Here is a 25,353-nt window from a genome sequence, read left to right on the forward strand (position 1 = left end):
GCTGGCTCGCGGCCCTGGGCGGCGCGGACAACTTGCGGTGCCTGGAGGCACGCGCCAGCACCCGGCTTCGGGTCGAACTGGCCGACATCACGCGCCTGGATGACCAGGCCCTCGCGGCCCTGGGCTGCCAGGGCATCCAGGCGGTGGGCGAGGGCGTCCGGCACCTGGTGGTCGGTGACCGGGCCGCACCGCTGGCCCATGCCCTCAACGCCGGTGGTTGAGCGGCGCCCCGAGGGCCTGGGGCATTCCCAGGACTGATAGAATGGGCGGACACCCTTGCCAGCGGAGAGCACCGCCCATGTCGGCCCATCTTATCGTCAGCGACCTCGACGGCACCCTGCTCGGGGCGGACCACGCCCTGGCGGATGTCACCGTCGAGACCCTGCGGGCCCTGGCGGCCCGGGGCCACCATATCGCCCTGGCCTCGGGACGCCATTACCGCGACATGCTGGCGTATCGCGACCGCCTCGATATCGCGGCTCATCTCGTCAGCACCAACGGTGCCTATACCCATGAGCCCGACGGGACCCTGGTGGCCGCCCGCCACCTGCCTGCGGCGCTGGCCCGCCGCCTGATCGCGCTGCCGCGGCCCGACGACATCCGGCTCAACCTCTATCATGACCATGAGTGGGTCATCGACGCCGAGGCGCCTCAGCTGTTGGCCCTGCACGCCCATACCGGCTTCGCCTACCGGGTCGTCCCGCCGGCGTCCCTGGATGGCGAGCGGGTGGGCAAGGTGCTCTACATCGGGGAACCCGAGGCCCTGGACGGGCTGGAGGCCGAGGTGCGCCGGCTGGCCGGAGACGCCCTGCATATCACCTACTCCACGGACCAATCCCTGGAGCTGATGGCTGCCGGGGTCAACAAGGGCACGGCCCTGGCGGCGCTGCTGGCGCGTCTCGGCGTGCCGGCCGAGCGCTGTCTGGCCTTCGGCGACAATCTCAACGATACCGAGATGCTGGCCCTGGCCGGCGAAGCCCATATCACGGCCAACGGCCACCCGGCCCTGGACCACGCCGTCCCCGGGGCCCGGCGGATCGGCCATCATGACCAGGCCGCAGTGGCCCGGCACCTGGCCGAGCGCTTCGCCCTCTGACCCCTCTGCCACCTTGGTGGTATCGTCCGGCGCGGGGGGGCTCGCTATGCTGGGATCACAAGTACAACATTTGCCGACGGCGCCCGGGCGCCGTCGATCACCTGGCGCTCGATGACGACACCTCCTGCCACCCTGATCGTGGTCGACGACGACCCCGAGATCCGTGAACTGCTCGCCGACTACCTGGGGCGCCATGGCTATCGAGCCCTGGTCGCCGAGGACGCCGCGGCGCTGTCCGTGCTGCTCGACCACGAGACCCCCGACCTGCTGATCCTCGACCTGATGCTGCCCGGCGACGACGGCTTCGCCATCTGTCGTCGCCTGCGCCGGGACAGCGAGGTGCCGATCATCATGTTGACCGCCAGTGCCGACGAGACCGACCGCATCCTGGGCCTCGAACTGGGGGCCGACGACTACCTGGGCAAGCCCTTCAATCCCCGCGAACTGCTGGCCCGGGTCAAGGCCGTGCTGCGCCGGTGCCGTCCTGGCGTCGCGGCGCCCGACCAGGCGCGGCTGGTGGCCTTCGGCGACTGGCGCCTGGATCGCGTGACCCGCGAGCTGATCGATGCGGGGGGAGGGCGCAGCGCCCTGTCCGGAGCCGACTTCCAGCTGCTCCAGGCCTTCCTGGACCATGCCGAGCAAGTGCTCTCACGCGACCGACTCTTCGAGTTGAGCCGCGGCCGGCCGGCACCGCCCCTGGACCGCTCCATCGATGTCCACGTCTGCCGCCTGCGCCAGCGCCTGGGCGAGGATTCCCAGGAATCCCCGCTGATCCGTACCGTGCGCGGCGCCGGCTACGTGCTGGCCTCGCGGGTGGATGTGATCGCGTGAGCCTCGGCACGCGCTGGCGCCGTCGCCTGGCGCGCCGGCTGCCCGTCACCCTGCGGGGTCGCTTCCTGCTGATCATGGTGGTGGGGGTGCTGGGGGCGCAGCTGGCCAGTCACGCCATCTGGACCGTCCAGGAGAGGGCCAGCCAGCGGGCGCGCCTCGACGAGCTGTCGCGGGAAATGGCCTACAGTGTGGCCTCCACGGTGCGGTTCTTCCGCTCGCTGCCCTACGACTACCGGCATATCGTGCTCGACCAGCTGCGCGACATGGGGGGCACGCGCTTCTTCGTCAGCGTCAATGACCACCGCCTGCCGGTGACGAGCGGGGGCAAGGGGGCCGCCCGGGCGCTGGTGATCGACAATTTCCACCGGGTGCTGGCCGCCGAGCTGGGCGCGAACGACGCCGTGGTGGCGTTCTCGCGACCCGAGACCCTGCGCCTGCTCAATAACGAGGTGCCGCTGCGCGACCTGCCACCACGCTGGGGCCAGCACAGCCTGCTGACGGCGCCTCCGTCGCAGCCGATCCTGGTGGTGCAGCTGCCGCTGGAGGACCGACAATGGCTCTACGTGGCCAGCTTGCTGCCGGTGCCGGAGGGTCTGGACGGGCGCCACTGGCTGTCGGCGGACCGGCTCTTCGTGTTGCTGGTGGTGCTGCTCACGGTGATCGGCCTGTCGTGGCTCGGCATCCGCAGCGCCACCCGTACCCTGGCTCGGCTGGCCGGGGCGGCCCGTCGCCTCGGTGACGACCTGGATGCCCCGCCGCTCGGCGAGAGGGGGCCGCGGGAGGTGGCGGCCTCGGCGGCGGCCTTCAACCGCATGCAGCGACGCATTCGGCATCAGCTGGAAGAGCGCGAGCGGCTATTCTCGGCGATCTCCCATGACCTCAAGACACCTATAACGCGCCTGCGGCTGCGTGCCGAGATGCTCGACGACCCTACCCAGCGGGATCGTTTCTGCGCCTCCCTCGACGAGCTCGACCGGCTGGTGAGGGGTGCCCTGGATTCGGTCAAGGGACTCGACATGCACGAGGAGGTCGCCGACGTCGATCCCCGGCGGCTGGTCGATGAGCTGGCCGACGGGCTGCGCCTGCAGGGCGGCGAGGTGACGGTCGAGGGCGAGGCGGCGCCGCTGGCCGTCAAGCCGCTGGCGTTCAAGCGCTGCCTGGCCAACCTGATGGAGAACGCCATCTTCTATGGCAGGCGCGCCGAGGTGAGCCTGGCGGACGGCGAGCAGGCGCTTAGGCTCGACATCCGCGACCATGGCCCGGGCATCCCGGCGCACCAGCGCGAGCGGGTCTTCGCGCCCTTCGTGCGTCTCGAGCCTTCGCGCAGCCGGCATACCGGCGGCAGCGGCCTGGGGCTGGGCATCGCCCGGCATATTCTCCAGGCGCACGGCGGCCGGCTGTACCTGCACAATCACCCCGATGGTGGGCTGGTCGTGAGCCTCGAGCTGCCCCGACCCGGTCTTCAGCCCATGTAATACTTCGCAGCACTCGGCAACACGGCATCGCTCCGGCCCCGCGAGGCTGGACGCGACACCCATCCCGGAGAATCCCGTGAACGTCTACGATCCCGCCTTCCTGGCTGCCCAAGTCCGCAAGACCATGGCCTTCTATCATCCCCGCGCCATTGACCCCCAGGGCGGCTTCTATCACTACCTGCTCGACGACGGTACCATCCTCGAGCGCGAGCATCGCCACCTGGTGTCAAGTGCCCGCTACGTGGTGACCTATGCCCGTTACGCCCGTCACGGTGGTGGCGACGAGTACCGTCACTGGGCCCGACACGGTCTGGCCTACCTGGAGGCGGCGCACTTCCAGACCGCTACCCAGGGCTACGCCTGGACCCTGGATGGCGGGGTGGTGGAGGACGACACGAACCACTGCTATGGGCTGGCTTTCGTGCTGCTCGCCTATGCCGAGGCGCTGCGGGCCGGCATCGACGAGGCCCGGGCGGGCCTGCATGCCGTCCATCGGCTGCTGCAGAAACGCTTCTGGGAGCCCCGCTGGCAGCGCTTCGCCGACGAGGCCGACCGCCACTGGCGGGTCTCGGCCTATCGCGGCCAGAACGCCAACATGCATGGCTGCGAGGCGCTGATCGCCGCCCACGAGGCCACCGGCGACGCCGCCTTCCTCGATCAGGCGCTGGCCATCGCCCGGGCCATCACATCAGCCAATCGCGACCATCCTCACGGCTGGATCTGGGAACACTACGACGCCCAGTGGCGGCCCGACTGGGACTACAACCGCGACGCCCCGGCGCACCTGTTTCGCCCCTGGGGCTATCAGGTCGGCCACCAGACGGAGTGGGCCAAGCTGCTGGTCATGCTCGAGCGCCATCGACCCGAGCCGTGGCTGATCCCCGCCGCCGAGCGGCTGTTCCTGACCAGCGTGGCCGCGGGCTGGGATCGCACCCACGGCGGTCTGGTCTACGGACTCGATCCGGCGCAGCGCGTCTGCGACGGCGACAAGTACTTCTGGGTGCAGGCCGAGAGCCTGGCGGCGGCGGCACTGCTCGGCGTGCGCACCCGACGGCCCGCCTACTGGCGCTGGTACGAGCGGCTCTGGGACTACAGCTGGCGCCACCTGATCGACCATCGCCACGGCGCCTGGTACCGCATCCTGACCCCGGACAACCGTCGCTACTCCGACGTCAAGAGCCCCGCGGGAAAGGTCGACTACCACACCATGGGGGCCTGCCACGACGTCATGGCCGCCCTGGCCCGGCGAAATGTTTCAGCGTCGTAATAGTCCGGCAACACTATCCAGTATTAGGTAACCCCTGTCGATGCGATGAATGCGCTAGCGTGTTGCTTGCCGCCGTTGCGGGCGGCACGCGACAACAACAATCAGGAGGCACGTCACATGCGCGCATTCAAGCGATCTTCCCCGCTTCGCCAGTCGCTGCTGAGCCTGGCCATGGCCAGTGCCCTGGGCGCCGGTCACGTCCAGGCCGGCGAGGTCGAGGTCCTGCACTGGTGGACGTCCGGCGGGGAGGCCGAGGCGGTGGGAGAACTGCGCGACCTGCTCGAGGCGGAGGGGCACAATTGGAAGGACTTCGCCGTGGCCGGCGGGGGCGGCGACAGTGCCATGACGGTGCTCAAGTCTCGGGCCATGTCCGGCAATCCGCCGGCGGCGGCCCAGATCAAGGGCCCGGAGATCCAGGAGTGGGGGGAGCTTGGCCTGCTCGGCAACCTCGACCCGGTGGCCGAGGAAGGCAACTGGGACGCGCTGCTGCCCGAGGTGGTGGCCGACATCATGCGCCACGACGGCCACTACGTGGCGGTGCCGGTCAACGTCCACCGGGTCAACTGGCTGTGGGCCAACCCCGAGGTGCTGGCCGATGCCGGGGTCGCGGTGCCGACCACCTGGGACGAGCTGTCGCCGCCGGCGAGGCCCTGCACGAGGCGGGGTACGTGCCGCTGGCCCATGGCGGCCAGCCCTGGCAGGATGCCACCACCTTCGAGACCGTGGTGCTGAGCCTGGGAGGCAGTGACTTCTATCGCCGTGCCTTCGTCGAGCTCGACGCGGAGGCGCTCACCAGCGACACCATGATCGAGGCCCTGACCACCTTCAAGCGCCTGCGCGAGCTGATGGACGAGGGCATGCCGGGGCGCGACTGGAACCTGGCCACCTCCATGGTGATCGAGGGCGACGCCGCGATGCAGATCATGGGCGACTGGGCCAAGGGCGAGTTCACCGCCGCGGGCCTCGAGGCCGGCGAGGACTATCTGTGTGCGCCCGTCCCCGGCACCGCCGACGAGTTCTCCTTCAACATCGACAGCTTCGCCATGTTCCGCCTCAGCGAGCCGTCTGCCCGGGAGGCCCAGGACGCCCTGGCCCGCCTGGTGCTGGAGCCCGAGTTCCAGCAGGCCTTCAACCAGCTCAAGGGCTCGATCCCGGCCCGCCCCGACCTCGACATGAGCGACTTCGACGCCTGCGCCCAGAAATCCATGGACGACTTCCAGGCCGCCCGCGACCAGGGGGGACTGGTGCCCAGCATGGCACACCGCATGGCCATGCGCAGCGACGTCCAGGGAGCCTTCTTCGATATCATCACCAACTACTTCAACTCGAGCGACATGAGCGCCGACCAGGCCGCCGAGCGGCTGGCCCAGGCCGCCAGCCTGGCCCTGTGACGACGCCCCGGCGCCCGCCGCTCGGCGGGTGCCCTCCACCTCGAGACTGAGGAAGTTCTCATGACAACCACTTCGACTCTTGCGTCCGGGACCGGCCGCGCCGGTCCGGCTGCCTCCAAGCCCGGCATGACGGCGCGTCTCCAGGCCTGGCTGCCCAAGCTGGTGCTGGCGCCCTCGGTGCTGATCTCGCTGTGCTTCGTCTATGGCTTCATGCTGTGGACCTTCGTGCTCTCGCTGACCGATTCCCGGCTGTTGCCCAGCTACGACTTCGTCGGCTTCGCCCAGTACGCCCGCTTGCTGGCCAACGATCGCTGGTGGGTGGCGGCCACCAACCTCGGGGTGTTCGGCGGGCTCTTCGTCGGGCTCTGCCTGGTGCTCGGCGCCGGACTGGCGATCCTGCTCGACCAGCGGATCCGCCAGGAGGGAGCGCTGCGCACCATCTACCTCTACCCCATGGCGCTGTCGTTCATCGTCACCGGGGTGGTGTGGAAATGGCTGCTCAACCCCGGTCTGGGCCTGCAGGCCATGGTGCGGGGCTGGGGCTTCGAGACCTTCACCTTCGACTGGCTCGTAGATCCCGACATGGCCGTCTACACCCTGGTCATCGCCGCGGTGTGGCAGGCCTCGGGCTTCGTCATGGCGCTGTTCCTGGCCGGGTTGCGCGGCATCGACGACAGCATCTTCAAGGCCGCCCAGCTCGATGGCGCCAGTCTGCCGCGGATCTACTGGCGGGTCATTCTGCCCTGCCTGCGGCCGGTGGTGTTCAGCGCCGTGATGATCCTCTCGCACATCGCCATCAAGAGCTTCGACCTGGTGGTGGCGCTGACCGGCGGCGGTCCCGGCTATGCCTCCGACCTGCCGGCCACCTTCATGTATGCCCATTCCTTCAGCCGGGCCCAGATCGGTCTCGGCTCCGCCAGCGCCGTGCTGATGCTGGGGGGCGTGCTGGCCATCCTCATCCCCTACCTGTATTCCGAACTGCGGAGTCGCCGGCATGGATAACGTGATTCGACGCCAGACCCCCATGGCGCGCCTGCTGCGCGTCCTGGTCTATGCCGCGCTCGGCGTCGCGGCCCTGTTCTACCTGCTGCCGCTGGCGGTGATGGTGCTGACCTCGTTCAAGCCCCTCGACGAGATCACCGCCGGTACCCTGCTGACGCTGCCCGAGAACCCGACCCTGGCCCCCTGGGTCAAGGCCTGGGGCGAGGCCTGCACCGGCATGCGCTGCGAAGGGATGGGCGGCTACTTCTGGAACTCCTTCGCCATCGTCATCCCGGCGGTGGCGATCTCCACCCTGCTGGGGGCACTCAACGGCTATGCGCTGACCAAGTGGCGCTTCAAGGGCGCCGAGCTGCTGTTCGCGCTGATGCTGTTCGGCTGCTTCATCCCCTTCCAGGTCATCCTGCTGCCCATGGCCCAGACGCTCGGCTGGCTCGGGCTGTCGAGCTCCCGGGCGGGCCTGATACTGGTCCACGTGATCTTCGGCGTGGCCTTCACGACGCTGTTCTTCCGCAATTTCTACGTGTCGATCCCCGACGAGCTGGTGTCGGCGGCCAAGCTGGACGGAGCCGGCTTCTTCCGCATCTTCCGGCGCATCCTGCTGCCGGTGTCGACGCCGATCATCGTGGTCTCGGTGATCTGGCAGTTCACCCAGATCTGGAACGATTTCCTGTTCGGCGTGGCCTTCTCCGGCCACGACACCCAGCCGGTCACGGTGGCCCTGAACAACCTGGTCAACACCTCGACGGGGGTGAAGGAATACAACGTTGACATGGCCGCCGCCATGATCGCCGCCCTGCCGACCCTGGTGGTCTACGTGCTGGCCGGCAAGTATTTCGTCCGGGGGCTAACCGCCGGCTCGGTCAAGGGCTAATGGCCGACGAAACTGGCTGCGCTCGGCCATACGGCGTCAGGCATTGGCGCGCGAGCCCGGTCAAACGGCGCATTTACGAGCCCTGGACTGCGCACCGTCGCCAATGCCTTTTCGTTGGGCCATCAACTGTCGAACAATAACGAGGTAACCATCATGTCAGCTTTGGAAATCCAGCATGTCTGCAAGGACTTCGGCAGCACCCAGGTGCTCAAGGACGTCAGCCTGGCCATCGACTCCGGGGAGTTCCTGATCCTGGTCGGCCCCTCGGGCTGCGGCAAGTCGACGCTGATGAACGCCATCGCCGGGCTCGAGCCGGTGACCTCCGGGGAGATTCACATCGGCGGCGAGGAGATCACCTGGCGGACACCCGCCGAGCGGGACATCGCCATGGTCTTCCAGTCCTATGCCCTCTACCCGAGCATGACCGTGCGCCAGAATATCGCCTTCGGCCTGGAGATGCGCAAGGTCCCCAAGGCCGAGCGCGAGGCCGCGGTGGAGCGGGTCGCGGACCTGCTGCAGATCTCGAACCTGCTCGAGCGCAAGCCGTCCCAGCTCTCCGGCGGGCAACGCCAGCGGGTGGCCATGGGCCGCGCCCTGGCCCGGGAGCCGCAGATCTACCTGTTCGACGAGCCGCTCTCCAACCTCGACGCCAAGCTGCGGGTGGAGATGCGTACCGAGATCAAGAAGCTCCACCAGCGTCTCGGCACTACCATCGTCTATGTGACCCATGACCAGATCGAGGCCATGACCCTGGCCGACTGCATCGCGGTGATGCGCGACGGGCGCATCCTCCAGCTGGGGAGTCCCGACGAGATCTACAACGATCCGGTGGACATCTTCGTGGCCGGCTTCATGGGGTCGCCGTCGATGAACTTCATCGCCGCCACCCTGGAAGGGGAGGCGGGTGACTATCGGCTGCGCGTCGCCACGCCGGGAGCCGACGACCTGGTGCTGCCCTGGCCGATCAGCCGCGAGACCGACGCCCTCGCCGACCAGGTCGGCCGGTCGCTGGTGCTGGGGCTGCGCCCGGAGCACTTCACCGAGGAGGACGCCCGCCTCGGCGAGCGAGCCGAGGGGACGCCGCTTGCCGCCACGGTCAGCGTGGCCGAGCCAACCGGGGCCGACATCCTGCTGCGCCTGCCGCTGGGGGAAGGCGAGATCACCGCAAGGGTCGACCCGCACTGCCGAGTGACGCCCGGCGAACGAATCGCCCTGCGGGTGGACATGCGCCGGGCGGTGCTCTTCGATGCCGCCTCGGAACGACGCCTGGCCTAGCCGGCCTCAGTGCATGGTGATCACGCTGCACTCGGCGGCATGGCTGACCTTGTGGGAGACGCTGCCGGTGAGCAGCCCGCGCAGGTCGCTCAGCCCGCGGCTGCCCATGAGGATGGCATCGACATCCCGGTCCTTGGCTACCTCGAGGATGGTGCGGGTGGGGTCGCCCTGACGGACCAGCATCTCGACATGGAGAGCGCCCAGATCACGCGCCTCCTCGGCGGCCTTCTCGACCATCTGTTGAGCGTGACGGGCGCGTTCCTCCCGGGAGGCCTCCACCGCCTGAGTGCCGACGCCCCAGACCAGCGGCGGGTTGTGGGGCAGAGCCTCGGGAATGTGCAGGAGCAGCAGGTAGACCTCCTGGTGGCGTGCCAGCTGGCAGGCCAGCGAGAGGGCCTTGCGGGCATGGGGCGACCCGTCGATGGGAACCAGGATGGAGCGGAACATGGCAGACACCTCCTCGCTGCGGCGGACACCTGCTCTGTCAGCCTAGTGGCTGCGACCGGTGGCGTCACCGGCCGTGACGGCCGGCCTCAGTTGACGGTGATCACGCGGCATTCGGCGCCGTGGGTGACCTTGTGGGAGACGCTACCCACCACCAGGCCCTTGAAGTCACCGAGTCCGCGACTGCCCATGACGATGGCATCCACCCCGCGCTGCCGGGCCTCGTCGAGGATGCTCAGGGCGGGATTGCCCTTGCCGATCACCGTCTCGACGTCCTTGACGCCGAGCGCGCGGGCCTCCTCGGTGGCCTTGTCGAGCATTTCCCGACCGACCTTCTCGCGTTTCTCGAGGGTCGCCTCCATGGGGACCGCGCCGATCCCCCATATCAGCAGGGGTTCGTGCTCCAGGGCCTCGGGGATGTGCAGCAGGACGAGTTGGCCGTCTTCCTGGCGGGCCAGCTTGCAGGCCACACAGAGGGCCAGGCGCGAGTGTTCCGAGCCGTCGATGGGGACGAGAATGGACTGGAACATGGGCTGAGACTCCTTGCGTTGCCGTTTAGGGGTATCCTCCAGCCTAGCCGTCCTTGGCCTCGCCGTGGTGACTTGCATCAAGCTCCGGGCCGCTCCGGCGGAGTCTCGAGGCGTCGCAGCCGGCCCCATAGCTCCCGGCGCAGGTCGGCAAGCCGCGGACGATCCGCCTCGGCGAAGGCCAGGGGGCGGGTCAGCCGCTGGGCCCGCAGGCCCAGTCGAGCCCCGAGCAGGCCGACCCCCAGGCCCTGGCCCGCCCGGGTCGACAGCCGGCCGGCCAGGTTCAGTGACAGCAGTTCCATGCCCGCCTCGCCGGCCATCTCGCTGGCCCCGGCGAAGGCCATGTCGCGCAGCACCATGCGCAGCAGGCGAACGCGTGCCGCATAGCCCAGCTCGAGCCCGTAGAGCCGGCACAGACGGTCGATGAGCGCCAGATGGCGCCAGGCCACCAGCGCCATGTCCACCAGGGTCAGCGGGCTGACCGCCACCATCACCGCCGTCTCGCCGCTCATCCGCGAGATCAGCCGGCGGGCCTCGCGGTCCCGCGGCCCCAGCAGGTGATGGGCCAGCAGGACCTGGATGTCGCTGCCGTCATGATGGGCCTCACAGGCCGCGAGGAACCCCCGCCAGTGGGGATGGTCGTCATCCAGGGACAGGCGCCGGCGCAGGGCCTGTGCGGTGGCCATGGCCTGGCGCGGCGAGGCCTCGGGCAGGGCGGCCAGGGCCTCGCGCAGTCGCTCGTGCCGCCGCAGTCGCCGCAGCCGCCACAGTTCCCGCCCCAGGGCACCGGCCCCGACGGCGATGGCGCCGAGGCCCACCAGGCCCCAGCCGAGCCCCAGCCAGTCGTCCGCGGCCAGCGCCGTCGGCAGGGACAGGAGCAGCTCCGCCGTGCCGAGCCCGAGCCCTGCGGCCAGCAGTACCAGCAGCCCCCAGCGGCGCCGCCGGGGAGCGGCGAGGCTCGCGCTCACGGCCTGTTCGGCGTGGCTCCCGGCCTCGCTGGTCACGGCCAGAGGGCGGCTGTCGTGTTCGGGGGCGAAGGTCCGGCCAGGCGCCGGAGGCTCGGGCGCCGGGCGGTCGTCCAGGGTGAAGCGTTGACCCGGACGGGGGTCGCTGTCGCGGGACGTGGTCATTGCAGCTTGTCTCCGATCAGCCAGTCCAGGGCGGCGTCCATGCGGATGTGCGGCAGGGCGCCACCATCCCGGGGCAGCGGGCGGAAGGCGGTGAAGGTGAAGCCCTGGCGGGCCCAGAAGTCGGCATCGGGCAGGCGGCTCGGCACCTCACCGGGGAACAGCAGGGCTTCCTCGCCCGCCAGGGTGGTGCCGCGCAGGGCCGATTGCCGCTGGCCCTGGTGGTTGACCTCCCGGGCCTCGGTAGCGCGAATGGCGGCCAGCGACAGGGCCCGCACCGGGACATTGGCGAAATGCAGGTCCTTGAGCGGCTCGGCCAGCAGGGTCTCGAGCAGCCCGGTCATCCGCGCATGCTGCTCCGGGGTGACATGATCCGCCTTGGTGGCGGCGATGGCCAGACGGTCGATCCGCGGGGCGAACAGCCGCGACAGCAGGCTGCGTCGACCATAGTCGAAGCTCTGCATCAGCCGGCCCAGTGCGCGGGACAGGTCCTCGAAGCGTTCCGGACCGGCATTCAGCGCGCCGAGGATGTCGACCAGGACGATCTGGCGGTCGAAGCGGCGGAAGTGGTCCCGGTAGAAGGGCCGCACGATATGCTGCTGGTAGTGGCGAAAGCGCCGCGCCAGGGTGGCGTAGAGACTCTCCGGCGGCAGCTGGGCCAGCTGCGCGGGGTCGGCATCGGCGATGCCCGGCAGGGGGAAGAACTGCAGCACCGGGGCCCCCTCGAGTTCGCCCGGCAGCAGGAAGCGGCCCGGCTGGAGGTCCGAGAAACCGGCCTCCCGGGCCGCCCTGAGCCCCTCGGCATAGCGCTCGGCGATCTCGGCCAGGCGTCCCTCGTCGACCTCCTGCGCGGGGTCCAGGGTCGCCACCTCCCGGTGCCAGTCGGCGAAGAGGGCCTCGCGGGCGTCGCCATGGCCGGTCTGGGAGCGACTCCAGCTCGGGTAGTCGTGGCCCAGCAGCGGCAGGTCGAGCAGCCACTCGCCGGGATAGTCGAACAGGTCCAGGGTCAGGCGGCGGGTCTCGCCGCTCATCAGTCCGGGCCTGAGCGGCCGGTAGCGCAGCACCAGGCGCAGCTCGCTGATGCCGCGGGTGGGTTCGGGCCAGCGGGGTGGGTGGTCGTCCAGGGCCGACATGGCCCGGTCGAAGGGAAAGCGGGGGACGCCGAGGTCGTGCTGTTCGACCCGTCGGGCCCCGAGCAGGCGCCCGTCCCGGGCGGCCGGCAGCAGGTCCAGGCGGGCTTCGAGGCCGGCATGGCGCAGCTGGTTGACCAGCGAGGTAAGAAAGGCGGTCTTGCCCGAGCGCGACAGGCCGGTCACCGCCAGGCGCAACTGGCGGTCCCGGCCACGCTCCAGCAGATCGTGCAGTTCCCGGGTCAGGGGTTGGCGCATGGTGTGGCGTCCGTGTCGGCAATCAATGGGGCGTGATCTGGGGGCCCTGACGGCGCAGCACAAGGTGCCGCCAGGCCAGGGCCAGGACCGGCAGCACGCACAGCGGCAGCAGCACCGCATTCAGTCGCTCCCAGCCCAGCGCGGTGACGAGTGGACCGGCGAGCAGGGCGGTCAGCGTCACGGTGGTGAAGACCAGGAACTCGTTGGCGGCCTGGGTACGCGCCTTCTCGGCGGGGCGATAGGCCTCGGTGAGCAGGCCGGTAGCCGGCAGGAAGGTGAAGTTCCAGCCCAGGCCGAGCAGGATCAGACCGGCATGGAAACCGCCGAGCCCCGCCCCGAGGTGGGCCACCAGGGCACTGGCGACGAGCAGGGCGCAGCCGGCGAGGATCATGCGGCTGACACCGAAGCGGGCGGTGAGCCGGCCGGTGATGAAGGAGGGCAGGAACATCGCCACCACGTGCCACTGGATGGTGGTGGCCACATGATCGAAGTGCAGGCCCTGGGCGGACATCGCCAGGGGCGTGGCGGTCATCGCCAGGTTCATCACCCCGTAGCCGATCAGCGCTGCCGTCACCGCGACGATAAAGGCCGGCTGGCGCAGGATCTCGCCGAGGGGCCGGGCCTCGCCCCCGCCATGGGTGCGCTCCGGCGAAGGCAGGCGGATCAGCGACAGCACCACCAGGGCCAGCAGGTAGAGGCCGCCGAGCCCCAGGAAGCTGCCCAGGAAGGGAACCTCGGTCAGCTCCCGGCTGTGCCGGGCCAGCCAGGGGCCGAAGAAGGCGGCCAGCACCCCGCCGCCCATCACCAGGCCGATGGCGCGGTCGCGCAGGCTGGCCGGCGCCGCCTCCACCGCCGCGAAGCGGTAGAGCTGGCCGAAGCCGATGCCGATGCCGATCAGCCAGGTGGCCACCAGGAACAGCAGGAAGCGCTCGCCGCTCAGGGCCTGTATCGCCAGGCCCACCCCGGCCAGCCCCAGCAGGTTGCCGAGCATGAAGCCGCGGCGCCGGCCCAATCGTGCCATGATCAGCGAGGCCGGGATGGTGGCGCACATCAGGCCCAGCCACTGGGTCGCTACCGGCGCGGTGGACCAGGCGGGCGCCGGCGCGAGCTGGGCGCCGATCAGCGGCGAGACGGCGATCAGCAGGATGTTGCCGCTGATCAGCAGGGCCTGGCACAGCGACAGCAGGGACACGGCGAGGGGCATCGGGCCTCCATGGCAGGGGGAGGCCCATGCTGGCGCTCCCCGGCGGATGACGAGCCTGAATCTTCCCACCGTGCCGCAACGGGCGCAAACGCGACGCCCTGCCAGGGGGCAGGGCGTCGCGGGGGCCGGTCGGGCGCGGCGGCGTCAGCCGGCGAAGGCAATGTAGATCGCGACCACCAGGACCAGCAGCACGATGCCGGCCGGGACCGCGCCCTTCCAGGGCGTCAGGTCGACCGCGCCGCTGTCCTCGTGCACCCAGGGGGTCTCCCGGGGCCGCAGCTTGCCGATGACCAGCATTGCCGCCACCAGCAGGGCGAACACCAGACCCACGAAGTGGAACTCGTGCAGCACCACCGGCAGCTTGTCGAAGGGCGGGATGAAGTAGCCGGCGAAGATCAGCAGGCAGCCGCCGACCAGCGCCACCTTGGCCGCCATGGGCGGGACGCGACGGGTCAGCAGGCCCACCACCACCACGGCGAGGATGGGGATGAAGTAGATGGCGTTCATCTTCTGCAGGTAGCCGAACAGGCTTTCCTGGCCGGCCAGCAGCGGGGCGATGATCATGGCCGCGATGGCCATGAGCCAGCCGAACACCTTGCTCGAGCGCACGACCTGCTCGTCGCTGGCGTCCTTGTTCAGCACGGCCTTGTAGAGACCCAGACTGAACAGGGTGGTGGTGGAGTTCAGGGCCGAGTTGAACGACGACAGGATGGCGCCGACCATCACCGCCGCGAAGAAGCCGGTCAGCGGCGCGGGCAGCACGTTGAAGACCAGGTGGCCGTAGGCCTCGTCCGCGACGATGCCCTGATCCGCATACAGGTGGTAGGCGATGATGCCCGGCAGCACCAGGTACAGCGGCCCCAGCAGCTTGAACAGGCCGGTCAGCAGCACGCCCTTCTGGCCCTCGGCCAGGTTCTTGGCGGCGAAGGTCCGCTGGATGATCTGCTGGTTGGTGGTCCAGTAGAAGACGTTGATCAGAAAGACCCCGGTGAACAGGGTGAAGAAGGGGACCTGCTGGTCGGCCCGGCCGATGGAGTCGAGCTTGTCGGGATTGGATTGCTTGAGGATGTCCCAACCCGCCATGACGCCGCTGCCGTCGCTGATCGCCTGGAGGCCGAAGTAGACGATCACGAAGCCGCCGATCAGCAGGCCCACGCCGTTCAGGGTATCGGAGACGGCCACGGTACGCAGGCCGCCGAACAGGGCGTAGACGGCGCCGATCAGGCCGACGACCCAGACCGTCAGCCACAGCAGGGCAGTATCGGACTGGATGCCGGTCAGGCTGTGCAGGTCGAGCATGCCCTGCAGGCCCATGGCGCCGGAATAGAGAATGATCGGCAGCAGGACCACCGCGTAGGCGATCAAAAAGATCACGTTGCAGATCAGCTGGGTGCCCTTGTCGAAACGGATCTCCAGCAGCTGCGGCAGGGTGGCGATGCCGCTTTTGAGAAAGCGCGGCAGGAAGAACAGTGCCAGCGCGACCAGGGCGATCACGGCGACCACCTCCCAGGCCATCACGCTCAGGCCGTCGTTGAAGGCCGAGCCGTTGAGCCCCACCATCTGCTCGGTGGAGAGGTTGGTCATCAACAGCGAGCCGGCGATCAAGGGGAAGGTCAGGCTACGCCCGGCCAGGAACAGGCCGCTGGTGCTCGAGTGGTCGTCCCGTCGGGTGATTCGCCATGTCACGAAGGCGACAAGCCCCGTAAAGAACAGGAAGGAGGCGAGAGTCAGGGCATGCATATAGGAAAAATCCTTACATTTTGCGAATAATTGCGGCGTCGTCCAGTGATGCAGCTGAAACTTATGTAAGTTTACAACGTGAGCGGGGCAGTCTAGAGGACTGCCCCGTGCACGCTATACACCTTTCGTCTAGCATCAGGAGGGTGGGACAATGCCCACGGGCACGGGTTCGACGAGTCCCAGTAGTTGCACGAGGACCGGCGAGGCGGCGACCAGGAAGCCGACAACGGCGAGCAGGCGGCCGACCAGCCGATGCCGCTCGCGCCTGGCCAGGGTCAGGCCGGCGATGCAGACCACCAGGCCGACGATGTTGAGGGCGTAGCCGAGCATCTGAAGGAGTTGATAGGCGGTCATGGGTCTCTTCTGCCGGTGAATGGGGAGATGTCGCGGATGCGATGCAGGGGATGATATCAGCCAGGCTCCGCCCGGGGCCCGACTCGACAGGGAGGCAGAGGCGCCATGGCCGGCAGGCAGCCCACGACGGTACTCGACTTCTGGTTCGGTGAGCTCGCCCCGAGCCAGTGGTTTCGCAAGGATCCCGAGCTTGACGCCGAGATCGCCCGGCGCTTCCGCGATACCCTGGCGGCGGCACGTCGGGGGGAGCTCTGGGCGTGGCGCTGCACGGCCCACGGGCGGCTGGCCGAGGTGCTGGTGCTCGACCAGTTCTCGCGGCACATCCATCGCGACACCGGCGAGGCCTTTGCCGCCGATCCGCTGGCTCTGGTGCTGGCCCAGGAAGCCGTGGCCCGAGGTGTCGATGCCGAACTCGCCGTCCGGGAGCGAGCCTTCCTCTATATGCCCTACATGCACAGCGAGTCGCTGGTCATCCACGACGCGGCGCTGCGCCTGTTCGACCAGCCGGGCCTCGAGGACAACCTGCGCGTCGAGCAGCGGCATCGGGAGATCCTCTCCCGCTTCGGCCGCTATCCCCATCGCAACGCCGTGCTGGGACGCTCCTCCACGCCGGAGGAGCTGGCCTTCCTGGAGGGGCCGGGCTCTTCCTTCTGACCGCGAGTGCGGGCACCATCCATGGGACCACCAACCGCAAAGGAGAACGGCATGGGCATCATCGCCTGGTTGATCATCGGCGGCCTGGCAGGCTGGATCGCCGGCCATATCATGCGCGGCGGCGGCTTCGGCCTGCTGGGCAACATCGGAGTGGGGATCGTCGGCGCCGTGGTCGGCGGCGGCCTCTTCAACCTTCTTGGCCTCCAGGCCGGGGGCTTCATCGGCTCGCTGGTGACCGCGGTGGTAGGGGCCGTGGTACTGCTCTGGGTGATCGCCAAGGCCAAGAAGGCCTGACGGGCGTCCCCGACCCGCCGACCGCGGGCCGGGGGGCGGGGATCAGGCGAGCTGCGGCTCGAGCACCTGTCGGTGCAGGGTCCGGCCTGCCGCATCCATCAGCGTCACGGTCAACGCCTCGCTCTCGCCGTCCAGGTCGACCTGGCCGAAGAACTGGTAGCCCGCCGCGGGGGACAGGTTGGCGAGTCCCTCGGGCGGCGCCTTCTGGAAGACCACCCGCGGCCCGAAGGTGTCGTCCAGCTCGCCCGGACCAAAGGTGCCAGCGTGCAGCGGGCCGCTGACGAACTCCCAGAAGGGGGCGAACGCCTTGAAGCGGGCCCGCTCGGGGGCATAGTGGTGGGCGGCCGTGTAGTGCACATCGGCGGTCAGCCAGACCACGTTGTGGATGCGTTCGTCGCGCAGTGTCCTGAGCAGGCCGGCCAGCTCGGCCTCGCGGCCCGAGGGCTCGCCTGGAGCGCCGTTGGCCATCGCCTCGAAGGCGTCGCCATCCCGCACGACCAGGCCGATGGGCATGTCGGAGGCGATGATCTTCCAGGTCGCCGTGGAGCGTCGCAGGGCTCCTTGCAGCCAGGCCAGCTGCTCGCCGCCGAGCAGCGCGCCGCCGGCCGCCGACCGATTACGGCCGTTGGCGTCGCGGAAGGAGCGCATGTCCAGCATGAACACCTCCAGGCTCGGCCCGTAGGCAAAGCGCCGATGGATGCGGCCGGGCGCCGCCGGGCGTTGGCGCAGCGGCATATGCTCGAGGAAGGCGCGCCGGGCCCGGGCGGCGAGCAGGGGGACGTTGCGCTCCATGTAGCGGCCATCCTCGAGCCACTCGCCGGGATACCAGTTGTTGAGCGTCTCGTGGTCGTCCCACTGGGCGAGCATCGGGACCTCGGCATTGAAGCGCCGCAGATTGGCGTCCCTCAGGTTGTAGACGTGCTGGCCCCGAAACTCGTCGAGGGACTCGGCCACCTTGCGCTTGGCGGGGGTGACCAGATTGCGCCAGATCTCGCCGTCGGGGAGTGCCACGGTCTCCTCCAGGGGGCCATCGGCATAGACGGTATCGCCGGAATGGATAAAGAAATCGGGGCGCTGTCGGCGCATCGTCTCGTAGCTGAACATGCCGCCGCGGGCCTCGTCGATGCCCCAGCCCTGGCCGGCGGTATCGCCGGACCAGACGAAGCGCACGTCGCGGCGGTGCGCCGCGGGCAGGCGAAGTCGTCCGCTGACGGGCTCGCTGAGCGCACGGTGGTCGCCCAGGGCGGCAAAGCGTACCCGGTAGTGGACCTCGTCCATGCCGGCGAGGCCGTCGACATCCAGCTTGGCAGTGAGCCCGGAGGCGGGCAGTGCGTCCGGGCCGCGCAGCCAGCGGGCGCCGTGGAAGTCGGGGTTGTCGGCGATCTCGAGCAGCATCCGGGCGGGACGGTCGACCCGCGACCAGAGCATCACGCGATCATCGAGCATGTCGCCGCTCATCACGCCCGAGGGCATGACCGGCCGTCGGCCATCCGCCATCACGATCGCTGGCGCCGTCGCCACGGCGCCCAGGGCGGCGCCTCCCTTGAGTCCGAGTTCCAATACCTGCCGGCGGGTAACGTCCATGGTGTCCTCCTTTCCACACTGGATGTGCCGGCTATCCTGCCGGTGGCCGATGACGCTTCGAGGTCGCCGCAATGACAGTCCCGGTCCGCGCGACAAGCCCGGTCGCGGGCGTTAGGATGTGGAGCGAATGGCCCCGGCCGGTGGACGTCCGGGGCCGGCGAGGGGAGAGCCATGGGGAACATATGTACCTGTTGAAACGAATCAGCACGGCCCTGATACGTGGCATCGCCGACATGGGCTGGGGGTTGCTCGGGCTGTTGCTGATCGCCTACCTGATGCTGGCCTATGCCGGCCTGTCGGTCACCGGCGAGCAGGCGCTGGTCGCCTCTCCCACGGGCTTCCTCTACTACATGATCGTGACGGTCTCCACGGTCGGCTACGGCGATAGCTCGCCGGTGACCCCGGCCGGGCAGCTGATGGTCGCGCTGTTCATCATCCCGGCGGGGATCGGGCTGTTCGCCACCCTGCTGGGCAAGGCCTCGGCCTCCGTCATCTCCCAGTTCACCAAGCGGCTCTACGGAGAGCAATCGATCATGCAGCAGGATCATATCGTCATCGTCGGCTTCAACGCCTATACCGAATCGCTGGTCGCCCAGGTCCGGGAGGAGGCCCGAGAAGGGCAGCTGCTGGCACTCTGCGTGGACGATGCCGCGCCGGCCAAGAACCCCTTCCTGGAGCAGGGGGTAGAGTACTTCCGGGCCGCCACCCTGAGCGACGAGAGCCTCTACGAGCGGGCCTCGGTCAAGGAGGCCGCCCTGGTGGTGGTCGACGTGGAGGACGACAGCGAGACCAACCTGGTGTGCATGCACCTGGCGGCCATCGTCGCCGAGCGCTGCATCATCACGGCCTACGTGAAGAATCAGATGGTGGGGCGCCTGCTCGAGACCCACTGCCCCAAGGTTAACGTGATTCCTTCTCTCCACCAGAAGATGCTGGTGAAGGCCGCCATCGATCCGGGCAGCGAGGAGGTCCTGCGCCAGCTGGTCGATGTCGACCAGGCGCAGACCCAGTATTCGACCCGGCTCGACGGCGTGACGGGGTCGCTGCGGGTCGACCGGCTGGCCGCTCGGTTACGTGCGCGCTGTCGCGCTGCCTTGATCGCCATTCGCCAGGCGGGAGAGCTGCATCCGACGCTGAACCCCGACGACGATGTCCAGGTGCACCCCGGGGACGAGGTCTTCTACATCGCAAGCCGGCGCATCGGCGTGGCGGAGATGGCCGGGCATCTGGCCGGCGAGGAGCCGGACGCGCCCTGAACGCGTCCGGCGGTGGGGCAGGGCGCCGGGGCGAGGCCCCGGCGCGGGGGTCAGGCGGTGGCGGCGCTCTTGCTGCCCACCAGCTCCTGGAGGGACTCCTCGATGATCGCCAGGCCTTCCTCGAGGATCTCGTCCTCGATGGTGACCGGCATCAGGAAGCGAATGGTGTTGCCGTAGAGCCCGCAGGACAGCAGGATCAGGCCCTTCTCGCGGGCCTTCTTGCACAGGGCGCCGGCCAGGTCCGCATCCGGGGTGTGGTGGGCCTTGTCGGCGACCAGGTCGATGGCGGCCATGGCCCCCATGTTGCGGGCGTTGTCGACGCAGGCGAAGTCCTGCTCCCACTTCGCGAAGCGCTGGGCCAGCTTGTCGCCGAGGGCCTGGCTCTTCTCGAGGATGCCTTCCTGCTCGAAGACCTCGAGCACCGCCAGGGTGGCGGCACAGGAGACCGGGCTGCCGGTGTAGGTGCCACCCAGCGAGTTGCCGCCGGAGGCGTCCATGTGCTTGTCGGTACCCACCACGGCGGAGATCGGCATGCCGTCGGCCATGCTCTTGGCCATGGTGATGATGTCCGGTTCCACGCCGCTGTGCTCGATGGCGAACATCTTGCCGGTGCGCCCGAAGCCGGACTGCACCTCGTCGATGATCATCAGCATGCCGTGCTCGTCGCAGAGCTCGCGGATCGCCTTGAGGAAGCTGGCGGGCGCCGGGTAGAAGCCGCCTTCGCCGAGCACCGGCTCGAGCACGATCGCCGCGGTGTCGCGGGGGTTGGCGTCGGTCTTCAGGGCCATCTTCAGGCCGCGCAGCGCCTCGTCCTCGCTGACCCCGTGGTAGGGCACGGGATAGGGCGCGCGGAAGACATTGCCCGGCATGCTGCCGAAGTCGGTGGCGTAGGGTGCGACCTTGCCGTTCATGGCCATGGTCATGAAGGTGCGACCGTGGTAACCGCCGTCGAAGCAGATGACGTTGTTCTTGCCGGTGGCCGCGCGGGCGACCTTGACCGCGTTCTCCAGGGCCTCGGCCCCGGAATTGGCCAGCATCACCTTGGCATGGCCGCGCACCGGGGTGACCTGGCTGAGCTTCTCGGCCACCTTCACGTAGCCCTCATAGGGCATCACGGTCTGGCAGGTGTGCATCACCTTGTCGAGCTGGTCCTTGACCGCCTGGACCACCTTGGGGTGACGATGGCCGATGTTGAGCACCCCGATGCCGCCGGCGAAGTCGATGATGCGATTGCCGTCGGCGTCCCAGATCAGGGCATTCTCGGCCCGGTCGGCAAATTGAGTGGCCGGGCTCGCGGCGCCGTTGGCGACGTAGCGCTGCTTGAGCTCGTTGAGTTGGGCGTTAGTCATGAGTTGCCTCCAGTTGGAAAAAGCGTTGCGGGCGATTACAGGCCGCCGACACAGACGTATTTTAGTTCAGTGTACTCGTCCAGACCGTGGTGCGATCCCTCACGCCCCAGGCCCGATTCCTTGACGCCGCCGAACGGCGCGAGTTCGGTGGACAGGATGCCCTCGTTCACCGCCACCATGCCATATTCCAGGCCCTCCATGACCCGCCAGATGCGGCGATAGTCGCGGGCATAGAAGTAGGCGGCCAGGCCGAACTCGGTGGCATTGGCCATGGCCACGGCATCCTCGTCCCGCTCGAAGCGGAACACCGGCGCCAGCGGGCCGAAGGTCTCCTCGCTGGCGACGCGCATGGTGTCGGTCACCTCGCCGATCACGGTGGGCTGGAAGAAGGTTCCGCCCCGGGCATGGGGTTCGCCACCACAGACCAGCCGGCCACCCTTGGCCAGGGCATCGGCGATATGGGCGCGGACCTTGTCCACCGCCGCCTGGTTGATCAGCGGCCCCTGGACCACGCCCTCGTCGAGGCCGTTGCCCACCTGGAGTTCGGCCGCCCGGGCCGCCAGCTTGTCGAGGAAGGCCTCGTAGACGCCGGCCTGAACCAGGAGGCGATTGGTGCACACGCAGGTCTGACCGGAGTTGCGGAATTTCGAGGCCACGGCGCCTTCCACCGCGGCGTCCAGGTCGGCATCATCGAAGACGATGAAGGGCGCATTGCCGCCGAGCTCCATGGAGGCCTTCTTGACGGTGCCGGCACACTGGGTCAGCAGCCGCTTGCCCACCGCGGTGGAGCCGGTGAAGGAGACCTTGCGCACCCGCGGGTCGGTGGTCAGCACCTCGCCGATCTCGGCGGGACGCGAGGCCGTCACCACATTGATGACCCCGGCGGGGAAACCGGCGTCCTCGGCCAGCCTGGCCAGTGCCAGGGCGGTCAGCGGCGTGGCCTCGGCCGGCTTGATCACCACCGGGCAGCCGGCGGCCAGCGCCGGGGCGCACTTGCGGGTGATCATCGCCAGGGGGAAGTTCCAGGGGGTGATCGCCGCGACCACCCCGATCGGCTCGCGGAACACCAGGATGCGCTTGTCCACGCCGTGGCTCGGCAGGGTCTCGCCCGCCATGCGCTTGGCCTCCTCGGCGTAGAACTCGACGAAGCTGGCGCCATAGGCCACCTCGCCGCGGGACTCGGCCAGGGGCTTGCCCTGCTCGCGGGTCATCAGCCGGGCCAGCTCGTCCTGGTGGGCCATGATGCGCTCGAACCAACCGCGCAGCAGGACGGCGCGCTCCTTGGCTGTCCGGCGACGCCAGGCCGGCCAGGCGGCCTCGGCGGCGGCTACGGCCTCCCGGGCATCCTCGGCGCCGAGGTCAGGGACCTCGGCCAGGACCTCGCCGGTGGCCGGGTCGGTGACAGGGAAGCGGCGCTCGGCGTCGCGCCATTGGCCGGCGACGTAGGCCTTGTCGATCAGCAGCTCGGATTCGGCGTTCATGGGCTCTCCGACTCGGGGTGGTTATGTTGTTTGACGAGTGTGCATTATTTAAAACAAAACGCCAAGCCCGCGCGTGCAACCTTATCGTCCTGGACTGATCCAGGGCATCGGCGCGAGCGCCTGGATTCCGTTACACTATGTCGCCGAATTATTGTGTGTGGCGCCCGTAGGCCGTCCCGTGGCGCGTGCGTCCGTTACCCGATCCGGAAGTATGGCGAGGTGAGCCTTGGTCGATCCCTTGAATGCCTGGTGGGCCCAGCAGCTGGTGCTGTGTGACTGGGCCTTCGCGCCCGACCCCCTGACGCTGGAAGCCGAGGTGGCCGTCGCCCGCCTGAAGAGCCTGGGCGTCGTCGATCGCGGTGAACTGGGCTGGCGCCTGCTGGAGGCCCTGGAGATCGGTGACCCCGACCCGGCGCGGTTGCTCTCGGCGCTGGAGGTCACGGCGCTGGCCGGGGCGGCGGGATGGCTCAGCGAGTCCCGGGCTCGCGACTGGGCCCAGTGCCTGGCCGAGGAGATCTGCGCCCATCACCATGAACTGGACGACTGGCTCGCGGCCCTGTGCCGGGCGCGCAGTGTCGAGGGCTGGGTGCGCGGCGACGACGGCTTCAGCGAGGCCTGCGAGGCCCTGGCGACCCTCGAGCACGAGGGAGAGGGCGTGACCTGGGACCTGCTGCGGGAATGGCTGGTGGTCAACCGCCGTCCCCTCGTGCTGTGGCCCGAGGCGCCCGAGGAGCAGCCCTGGCGGCTGCGCGCGGCCTTTTCCCCGGTGCTGGAGCTGCCGGCCGGGACCCTGGACTGGCAGGGGCTGTCGACCTGGCTGGCAGAGGACTGGCGGGTCAGCGGTCGCGACGAGTTGATCCGGGTGCTGTTGTGGCTGGCCGCCCAGGGGGACCGGCAGGCCTGGGACCTCGATGCCACTCGCCTGCTGGAGGGCGACGGCCCCCAGCGGCAGGCCTGGCTCGAGGGGCTCGCGCCCCAGGAGGTCGCGGCAGGCCGCGTGCTGCTCGGGTTCGTGGAGCGTGGCGAGCCCCTGGAGTGGGCCGCCTGGGACTGGCTGCGACTGGTGGACCTGGCCTGGGCCGGTGCCTGTCAGGGCTGGCTCGACGAGTCGGAGGCCCGTGATTTCGCGGCGCACGGGGCGGATCTGGTAATGCGACGCTACAGCGACTGGTCGGCCCTGGCCCGGGCCTACCAGCGTGGTCGCAGTCTCTTCGAGGGCCATGACCGGCTCGGCGACCTTGCCGCCGACTGGGCGCTGCTGTTGCAGTCCCCGGTGAGTCCCTGGAAGCCCCCCCTGCAGGGCCTGGTCGACGAGGCGATCCTGGAGGCCTCGCGGGCGGCCATGCGCGCCTGGCGCCGGGATCCCCGCCACTGGGTGCTGGCGCTGGCCGCCGTGCGTGAACCCGAACTGGCAGGGCGCCAGGGCGTCGCTCCGATGCTGCCCTCGGCGCGCCGGGAGGATGCCCGTGGCTATCTCGCCGAGACGCTCGACCTGCATGCCGAGGAGGGCGCCGAGGCCCTGGCGCGCTACTGGTTACCGGCCCAGGCCCATCATCTCAACCAGCTGGCTGCGGACGCCGCCCACGGCATCCTGCCGCCGGCCCAGACGCCCTTCGGCCACGCTGCTCCGGCCGATCTTGCCGGGCGCGATGCCCTGGGGCGCGGCAGTCGCCACGCCGCAACCATCCACATGGCCGAGAAGTATGCCTTCCACCTGCAGATGGCCATGGACAGCGAGCTGTTCGACGCCCAGCGGCTGTCGGCGCTGGCCACGGCGCTGCATGGCTCGCTGTGCCGCTTCTACCCGGATGCCCGTCGCCTGCTGTCGGCCTGGGCCCACTGGGAGGCGCTGCTGCCCGAGCCCGACCAGCCCTCGCTGGTCGCGGAGATCCGCTGGCACCTGGACGACCCGGGCAGCCTCTTTCACTGGCTGGACTGGCAGCCCGGGGAATGGCAGGAGCCCGGTCCCCGTCCGAACCTGACGCACTTCACCGCCATGGCCCTGGTGGGACCGCTCAACAGTGCCGCCTGGAGCCTGCCCCAGCCGGAGAGCGAGCGGGAGTGTGTCTCGATCCGCGAGTGGGTCGACAGCCACTATGGCCTCCATGGCCCCGCCGAGCTGGGCGATTTCCTCAGCTACCTGCTGGAGGTCGGGGATCGCCAGGAGTACCAGATCAACTACGCTCCCTACACCCTGAACCACGGGCGGCTGGCTTCCGAGATCGCCACCCTGGAGTCCGGCGAGTGCGCCGAGGACGAGCGCAATCACCTGCTGCGCCTGCAGCGCGTGCGCGATGACGAGGACGGCTGCAACGACCTGGACCTGGCCGCCTGGGATCTGGCTCAGGCGGTGGACCTGGCGATTGCCGGTCGTCAGCTGGGCTGGCTCGGCGAGGGGGAGTTCCTGAAGTGGCTGGAGCGAGCCCACGGCCTGGCCGCCCAGCACTATGGCGGCTGGGCAGAATATGCCCGGGGACTCTACGCCGGCTTTTCCTTCTTCATGGGCGAGACGGCGGAGCGCGAGGCCTTCCTGGCCGGCTTCCGCCAGGCCCTGGTGAGCTGGCTGGCCGCCGCCCCGCCCCTGGCCGGTCCCTGGGCGAGCCTCGACTTTCCCGGGGCGCGGCCTCGGCACTGGGCGCCGATGCACGTGGACACCCTGCCCGGGGACGGCCGCCAGCTTCATTGAGAGGGCTCGCCAGCGTGCGCCGGGATGGCTATCATGCGGCCCGTGCCTGCCCGGCGG

22 protein-coding genes and 1 pseudogene are annotated in these 25,353 nt (G+C 69.3%); 13 read left to right on the forward strand and 10 right to left on the reverse strand.

Translation table 11 applies throughout. The annotated features are described in order from the left end of the window. The 9 genes and pseudogenes from EKG36_RS17480 to EKG36_RS17520 form a co-directional block, all read left to right on the forward strand. A partial coding sequence (locus EKG36_RS17480) for a PTS sugar transporter subunit IIB (protein WP_185827601.1) occupies positions 1-221 on the forward strand: 221 nt, incomplete at its 5' end. 77 nt (positions 222-298) lie between these two features. After that, positions 299-1,096: a Cof-type HAD-IIB family hydrolase gene (locus EKG36_RS17485; RefSeq protein ID WP_126486453.1), complete on the forward strand. Its 798-nt coding sequence runs from the start codon at positions 299-301 to the stop codon at positions 1,094-1,096. Positions 1,097-1,207: 111 nt separating this feature from the next. Continuing rightward, positions 1,208-1,927, forward strand: coding sequence for a response regulator (locus EKG36_RS17490; protein WP_126486455.1), 720 nt, complete (start codon positions 1,208-1,210; stop codon positions 1,925-1,927). Positions 1,928-2,001: 74 nt separating this feature from the next. Further along, positions 2,002-3,402 carry an ATP-binding protein gene (locus EKG36_RS17495; protein WP_126486575.1) on the forward strand — a complete coding sequence of 467 codons (1,401 nt, stop codon included), beginning with the start codon at positions 2,002-2,004 and terminating at the stop codon, positions 3,400-3,402. 76 nt (positions 3,403-3,478) lie between these two features. Then, entirely contained in the window at positions 3,479-4,669 is a 1,191-nt protein-coding gene (locus EKG36_RS17500) for an AGE family epimerase/isomerase (RefSeq protein WP_126486457.1), read from the forward strand. Between the two features lie 117 nt (positions 4,670-4,786). Continuing rightward, positions 4,787-6,060: pseudogene (locus EKG36_RS17505) on the forward strand (ABC transporter substrate-binding protein). Between the two features lie 126 nt (positions 6,061-6,186). Continuing rightward, a complete protein-coding gene (locus EKG36_RS17510) occupies positions 6,187-7,062 on the forward strand; it encodes a carbohydrate ABC transporter permease (protein WP_126486576.1) in 876 nt (291 codons plus the stop codon). Then, positions 7,055-7,933 (forward strand): carbohydrate ABC transporter permease, encoded by an 879-nt coding sequence (locus tag EKG36_RS17515; RefSeq protein ID WP_126486459.1) that lies wholly within the window; start codon positions 7,055-7,057, stop codon positions 7,931-7,933. Before EKG36_RS17510 ends, EKG36_RS17515 begins: the two co-directional genes overlap by 8 nt. A gap of 153 nt (positions 7,934-8,086) precedes the next feature. Further along, complete coding sequence (locus tag EKG36_RS17520; protein WP_126486461.1) at positions 8,087-9,208, forward strand: ABC transporter ATP-binding protein; 1,122 nt, start codon at positions 8,087-8,089, stop codon at positions 9,206-9,208. 6 nt (positions 9,209-9,214) lie between these two features. On the opposite strand, the gene EKG36_RS17525 is transcribed toward EKG36_RS17520, so the two are convergent. From EKG36_RS17525 to EKG36_RS17555, 7 genes are all read right to left on the reverse strand, one after another. Then, positions 9,215-9,655, reverse strand: coding sequence for a universal stress protein (locus tag EKG36_RS17525; RefSeq protein ID WP_126486463.1), 441 nt, complete (start codon positions 9,653-9,655; stop codon positions 9,215-9,217). An 86-nt stretch (positions 9,656-9,741) separates the two neighbouring features. Beyond that, the gene (locus EKG36_RS17530) at positions 9,742-10,182 is read right to left on the reverse strand and encodes a universal stress protein (RefSeq protein WP_126486465.1); all 441 of its coding nucleotides are present in this window, start codon (positions 10,180-10,182) and stop codon (positions 9,742-9,744) included. A 77-nt stretch (positions 10,183-10,259) separates the two neighbouring features. Further along, positions 10,260-11,309 carry a TIGR01620 family protein gene (locus tag EKG36_RS17535; protein ID WP_126486467.1) on the reverse strand — a complete coding sequence of 350 codons (1,050 nt, stop codon included), beginning with the start codon at positions 11,307-11,309 and terminating at the stop codon, positions 10,260-10,262. Continuing rightward, positions 11,306-12,694, reverse strand: coding sequence for a YcjX family GTP-binding protein (locus EKG36_RS17540; RefSeq protein WP_126486469.1), 1,389 nt, complete (start codon positions 12,692-12,694; stop codon positions 11,306-11,308). Before EKG36_RS17540 ends, EKG36_RS17535 begins: the two co-directional genes overlap by 4 nt. A 22-nt stretch (positions 12,695-12,716) precedes the next feature. Next, positions 12,717-13,898 (reverse strand): MFS transporter, encoded by a 1,182-nt coding sequence (locus EKG36_RS17545; RefSeq protein WP_126486471.1) that lies wholly within the window; start codon positions 13,896-13,898, stop codon positions 12,717-12,719. Between the two features lie 144 nt (positions 13,899-14,042). After that, positions 14,043-15,638 carry a solute:sodium symporter family transporter gene (locus tag EKG36_RS17550; RefSeq protein WP_126486473.1) on the reverse strand — a complete coding sequence of 532 codons (1,596 nt, stop codon included), beginning with the start codon at positions 15,636-15,638 and terminating at the stop codon, positions 14,043-14,045. A gap of 135 nt (positions 15,639-15,773) precedes the next feature. Beyond that, positions 15,774-15,992 carry a hypothetical protein gene (locus tag EKG36_RS17555; protein ID WP_126486475.1) on the reverse strand — a complete coding sequence of 73 codons (219 nt, stop codon included), beginning with the start codon at positions 15,990-15,992 and terminating at the stop codon, positions 15,774-15,776. Between the two features lie 105 nt (positions 15,993-16,097). Here EKG36_RS17555 and EKG36_RS17560 point away from each other — a divergent pair, with 105 nt between their 5' ends. Together EKG36_RS17560 and EKG36_RS17565 are read left to right on the forward strand one after the other, a co-directional pair. Next, positions 16,098-16,646 (forward strand): DUF924 family protein, encoded by a 549-nt coding sequence (locus EKG36_RS17560; protein WP_126486477.1) that lies wholly within the window; start codon positions 16,098-16,100, stop codon positions 16,644-16,646. 51 nt (positions 16,647-16,697) lie between these two features. After that, positions 16,698-16,940, forward strand: coding sequence for a GlsB/YeaQ/YmgE family stress response membrane protein (locus EKG36_RS17565; protein WP_097789775.1), 243 nt, complete (start codon positions 16,698-16,700; stop codon positions 16,938-16,940). Positions 16,941-16,982: 42 nt separating this feature from the next. On the opposite strand, the gene EKG36_RS17570 is transcribed toward EKG36_RS17565, so the two are convergent. After that, positions 16,983-18,524, reverse strand: a complete 1,542-nt coding sequence (locus tag EKG36_RS17570) for an alkaline phosphatase D family protein (protein ID WP_126486479.1) — start codon at positions 18,522-18,524, stop codon at positions 16,983-16,985. Positions 18,525-18,715: 191 nt separating this feature from the next. Here EKG36_RS17570 and EKG36_RS17575 point away from each other — a divergent pair, with 191 nt between their 5' ends. Beyond that, positions 18,716-19,780 (forward strand): potassium channel family protein, encoded by a 1,065-nt coding sequence (locus EKG36_RS17575; protein ID WP_185827603.1) that lies wholly within the window; start codon positions 18,716-18,718, stop codon positions 19,778-19,780. Positions 19,781-19,830: 50 nt separating this feature from the next. Here the strand turns inward: EKG36_RS17575 and gabT are convergent, their stop codons facing one another. Together gabT and EKG36_RS17585 are read right to left on the reverse strand one after the other, a co-directional pair. Then, positions 19,831-21,129 (reverse strand): 4-aminobutyrate--2-oxoglutarate transaminase, encoded by a 1,299-nt coding sequence (gene gabT / locus EKG36_RS17580; RefSeq protein WP_126486483.1) that lies wholly within the window; start codon positions 21,127-21,129, stop codon positions 19,831-19,833. Positions 21,130-21,164: 35 nt separating this feature from the next. Further along, positions 21,165-22,610 (reverse strand): NAD-dependent succinate-semialdehyde dehydrogenase, encoded by a 1,446-nt coding sequence (locus EKG36_RS17585; protein ID WP_126486485.1) that lies wholly within the window; start codon positions 22,608-22,610, stop codon positions 21,165-21,167. Between the two features lie 226 nt (positions 22,611-22,836). Here EKG36_RS17585 and EKG36_RS17590 point away from each other — a divergent pair, with 226 nt between their 5' ends. Then, positions 22,837-25,296 (forward strand): DUF1266 domain-containing protein, encoded by a 2,460-nt coding sequence (locus EKG36_RS17590; RefSeq protein ID WP_126486487.1) that lies wholly within the window; start codon positions 22,837-22,839, stop codon positions 25,294-25,296. The last annotated feature ends 57 nt before the right edge of the window (positions 25,297-25,353 follow it).

Origin of the sequence: Halomonas nitroreducens, from assembly GCF_003966155.1 — a bacterium.
GTDB classification, from domain to species: domain Bacteria; phylum Pseudomonadota; class Gammaproteobacteria; order Pseudomonadales; family Halomonadaceae; genus Halomonas; species Halomonas nitroreducens.

Coding starts and splice junctions, on each gene's coding strand:
- EKG36_RS17485 (WP_126486453.1), top strand. CDS start 299: ATGTCGGCCCATCTTATCGTCAGCGACCTCGACGGCACCCTGCTCGGG.
- EKG36_RS17490 (WP_126486455.1), top strand. CDS start 1,208: ATGACGACACCTCCTGCCACCCTGATCGTGGTCGACGACGACCCCGAG.
- EKG36_RS17495 (WP_126486575.1), top strand. CDS start 2,002: ATGGTGGTGGGGGTGCTGGGGGCGCAGCTGGCCAGTCACGCCATCTGG.
- EKG36_RS17510 (WP_126486576.1), top strand. CDS start 6,187: ATGACGGCGCGTCTCCAGGCCTGGCTGCCCAAGCTGGTGCTGGCGCCC.
- EKG36_RS17515 (WP_126486459.1), top strand. CDS start 7,055: ATGGATAACGTGATTCGACGCCAGACCCCCATGGCGCGCCTGCTGCGC.
- EKG36_RS17520 (WP_126486461.1), top strand. CDS start 8,087: ATGTCAGCTTTGGAAATCCAGCATGTCTGCAAGGACTTCGGCAGCACC.
- EKG36_RS17525 (WP_126486463.1), bottom strand. CDS start 9,655: ATGTTCCGCTCCATCCTGGTTCCCATCGACGGGTCGCCCCATGCCCGC.
- EKG36_RS17530 (WP_126486465.1), bottom strand. CDS start 10,182: ATGTTCCAGTCCATTCTCGTCCCCATCGACGGCTCGGAACACTCGCGC.
- EKG36_RS17535 (WP_126486467.1), bottom strand. CDS start 11,309: ATGACCACGTCCCGCGACAGCGACCCCCGTCCGGGTCAACGCTTCACC.
- EKG36_RS17540 (WP_126486469.1), bottom strand. CDS start 12,694: ATGCGCCAACCCCTGACCCGGGAACTGCACGATCTGCTGGAGCGTGGC.
- EKG36_RS17545 (WP_126486471.1), bottom strand. CDS start 13,898: ATGCCCCTCGCCGTGTCCCTGCTGTCGCTGTGCCAGGCCCTGCTGATC.
- EKG36_RS17550 (WP_126486473.1), bottom strand. CDS start 15,638: ATGCATGCCCTGACTCTCGCCTCCTTCCTGTTCTTTACGGGGCTTGTC.
- EKG36_RS17555 (WP_126486475.1), bottom strand. CDS start 15,992: ATGACCGCCTATCAACTCCTTCAGATGCTCGGCTACGCCCTCAACATC.
- EKG36_RS17560 (WP_126486477.1), top strand. CDS start 16,098: ATGGCCGGCAGGCAGCCCACGACGGTACTCGACTTCTGGTTCGGTGAG.
- EKG36_RS17565 (WP_097789775.1), top strand. CDS start 16,698: ATGGGCATCATCGCCTGGTTGATCATCGGCGGCCTGGCAGGCTGGATC.
- EKG36_RS17570 (WP_126486479.1), bottom strand. CDS start 18,524: ATGGACGTTACCCGCCGGCAGGTATTGGAACTCGGACTCAAGGGAGGC.
- gabT (WP_126486483.1), bottom strand. CDS start 21,129: ATGACTAACGCCCAACTCAACGAGCTCAAGCAGCGCTACGTCGCCAAC.
- EKG36_RS17585 (WP_126486485.1), bottom strand. CDS start 22,610: ATGAACGCCGAATCCGAGCTGCTGATCGACAAGGCCTACGTCGCCGGC.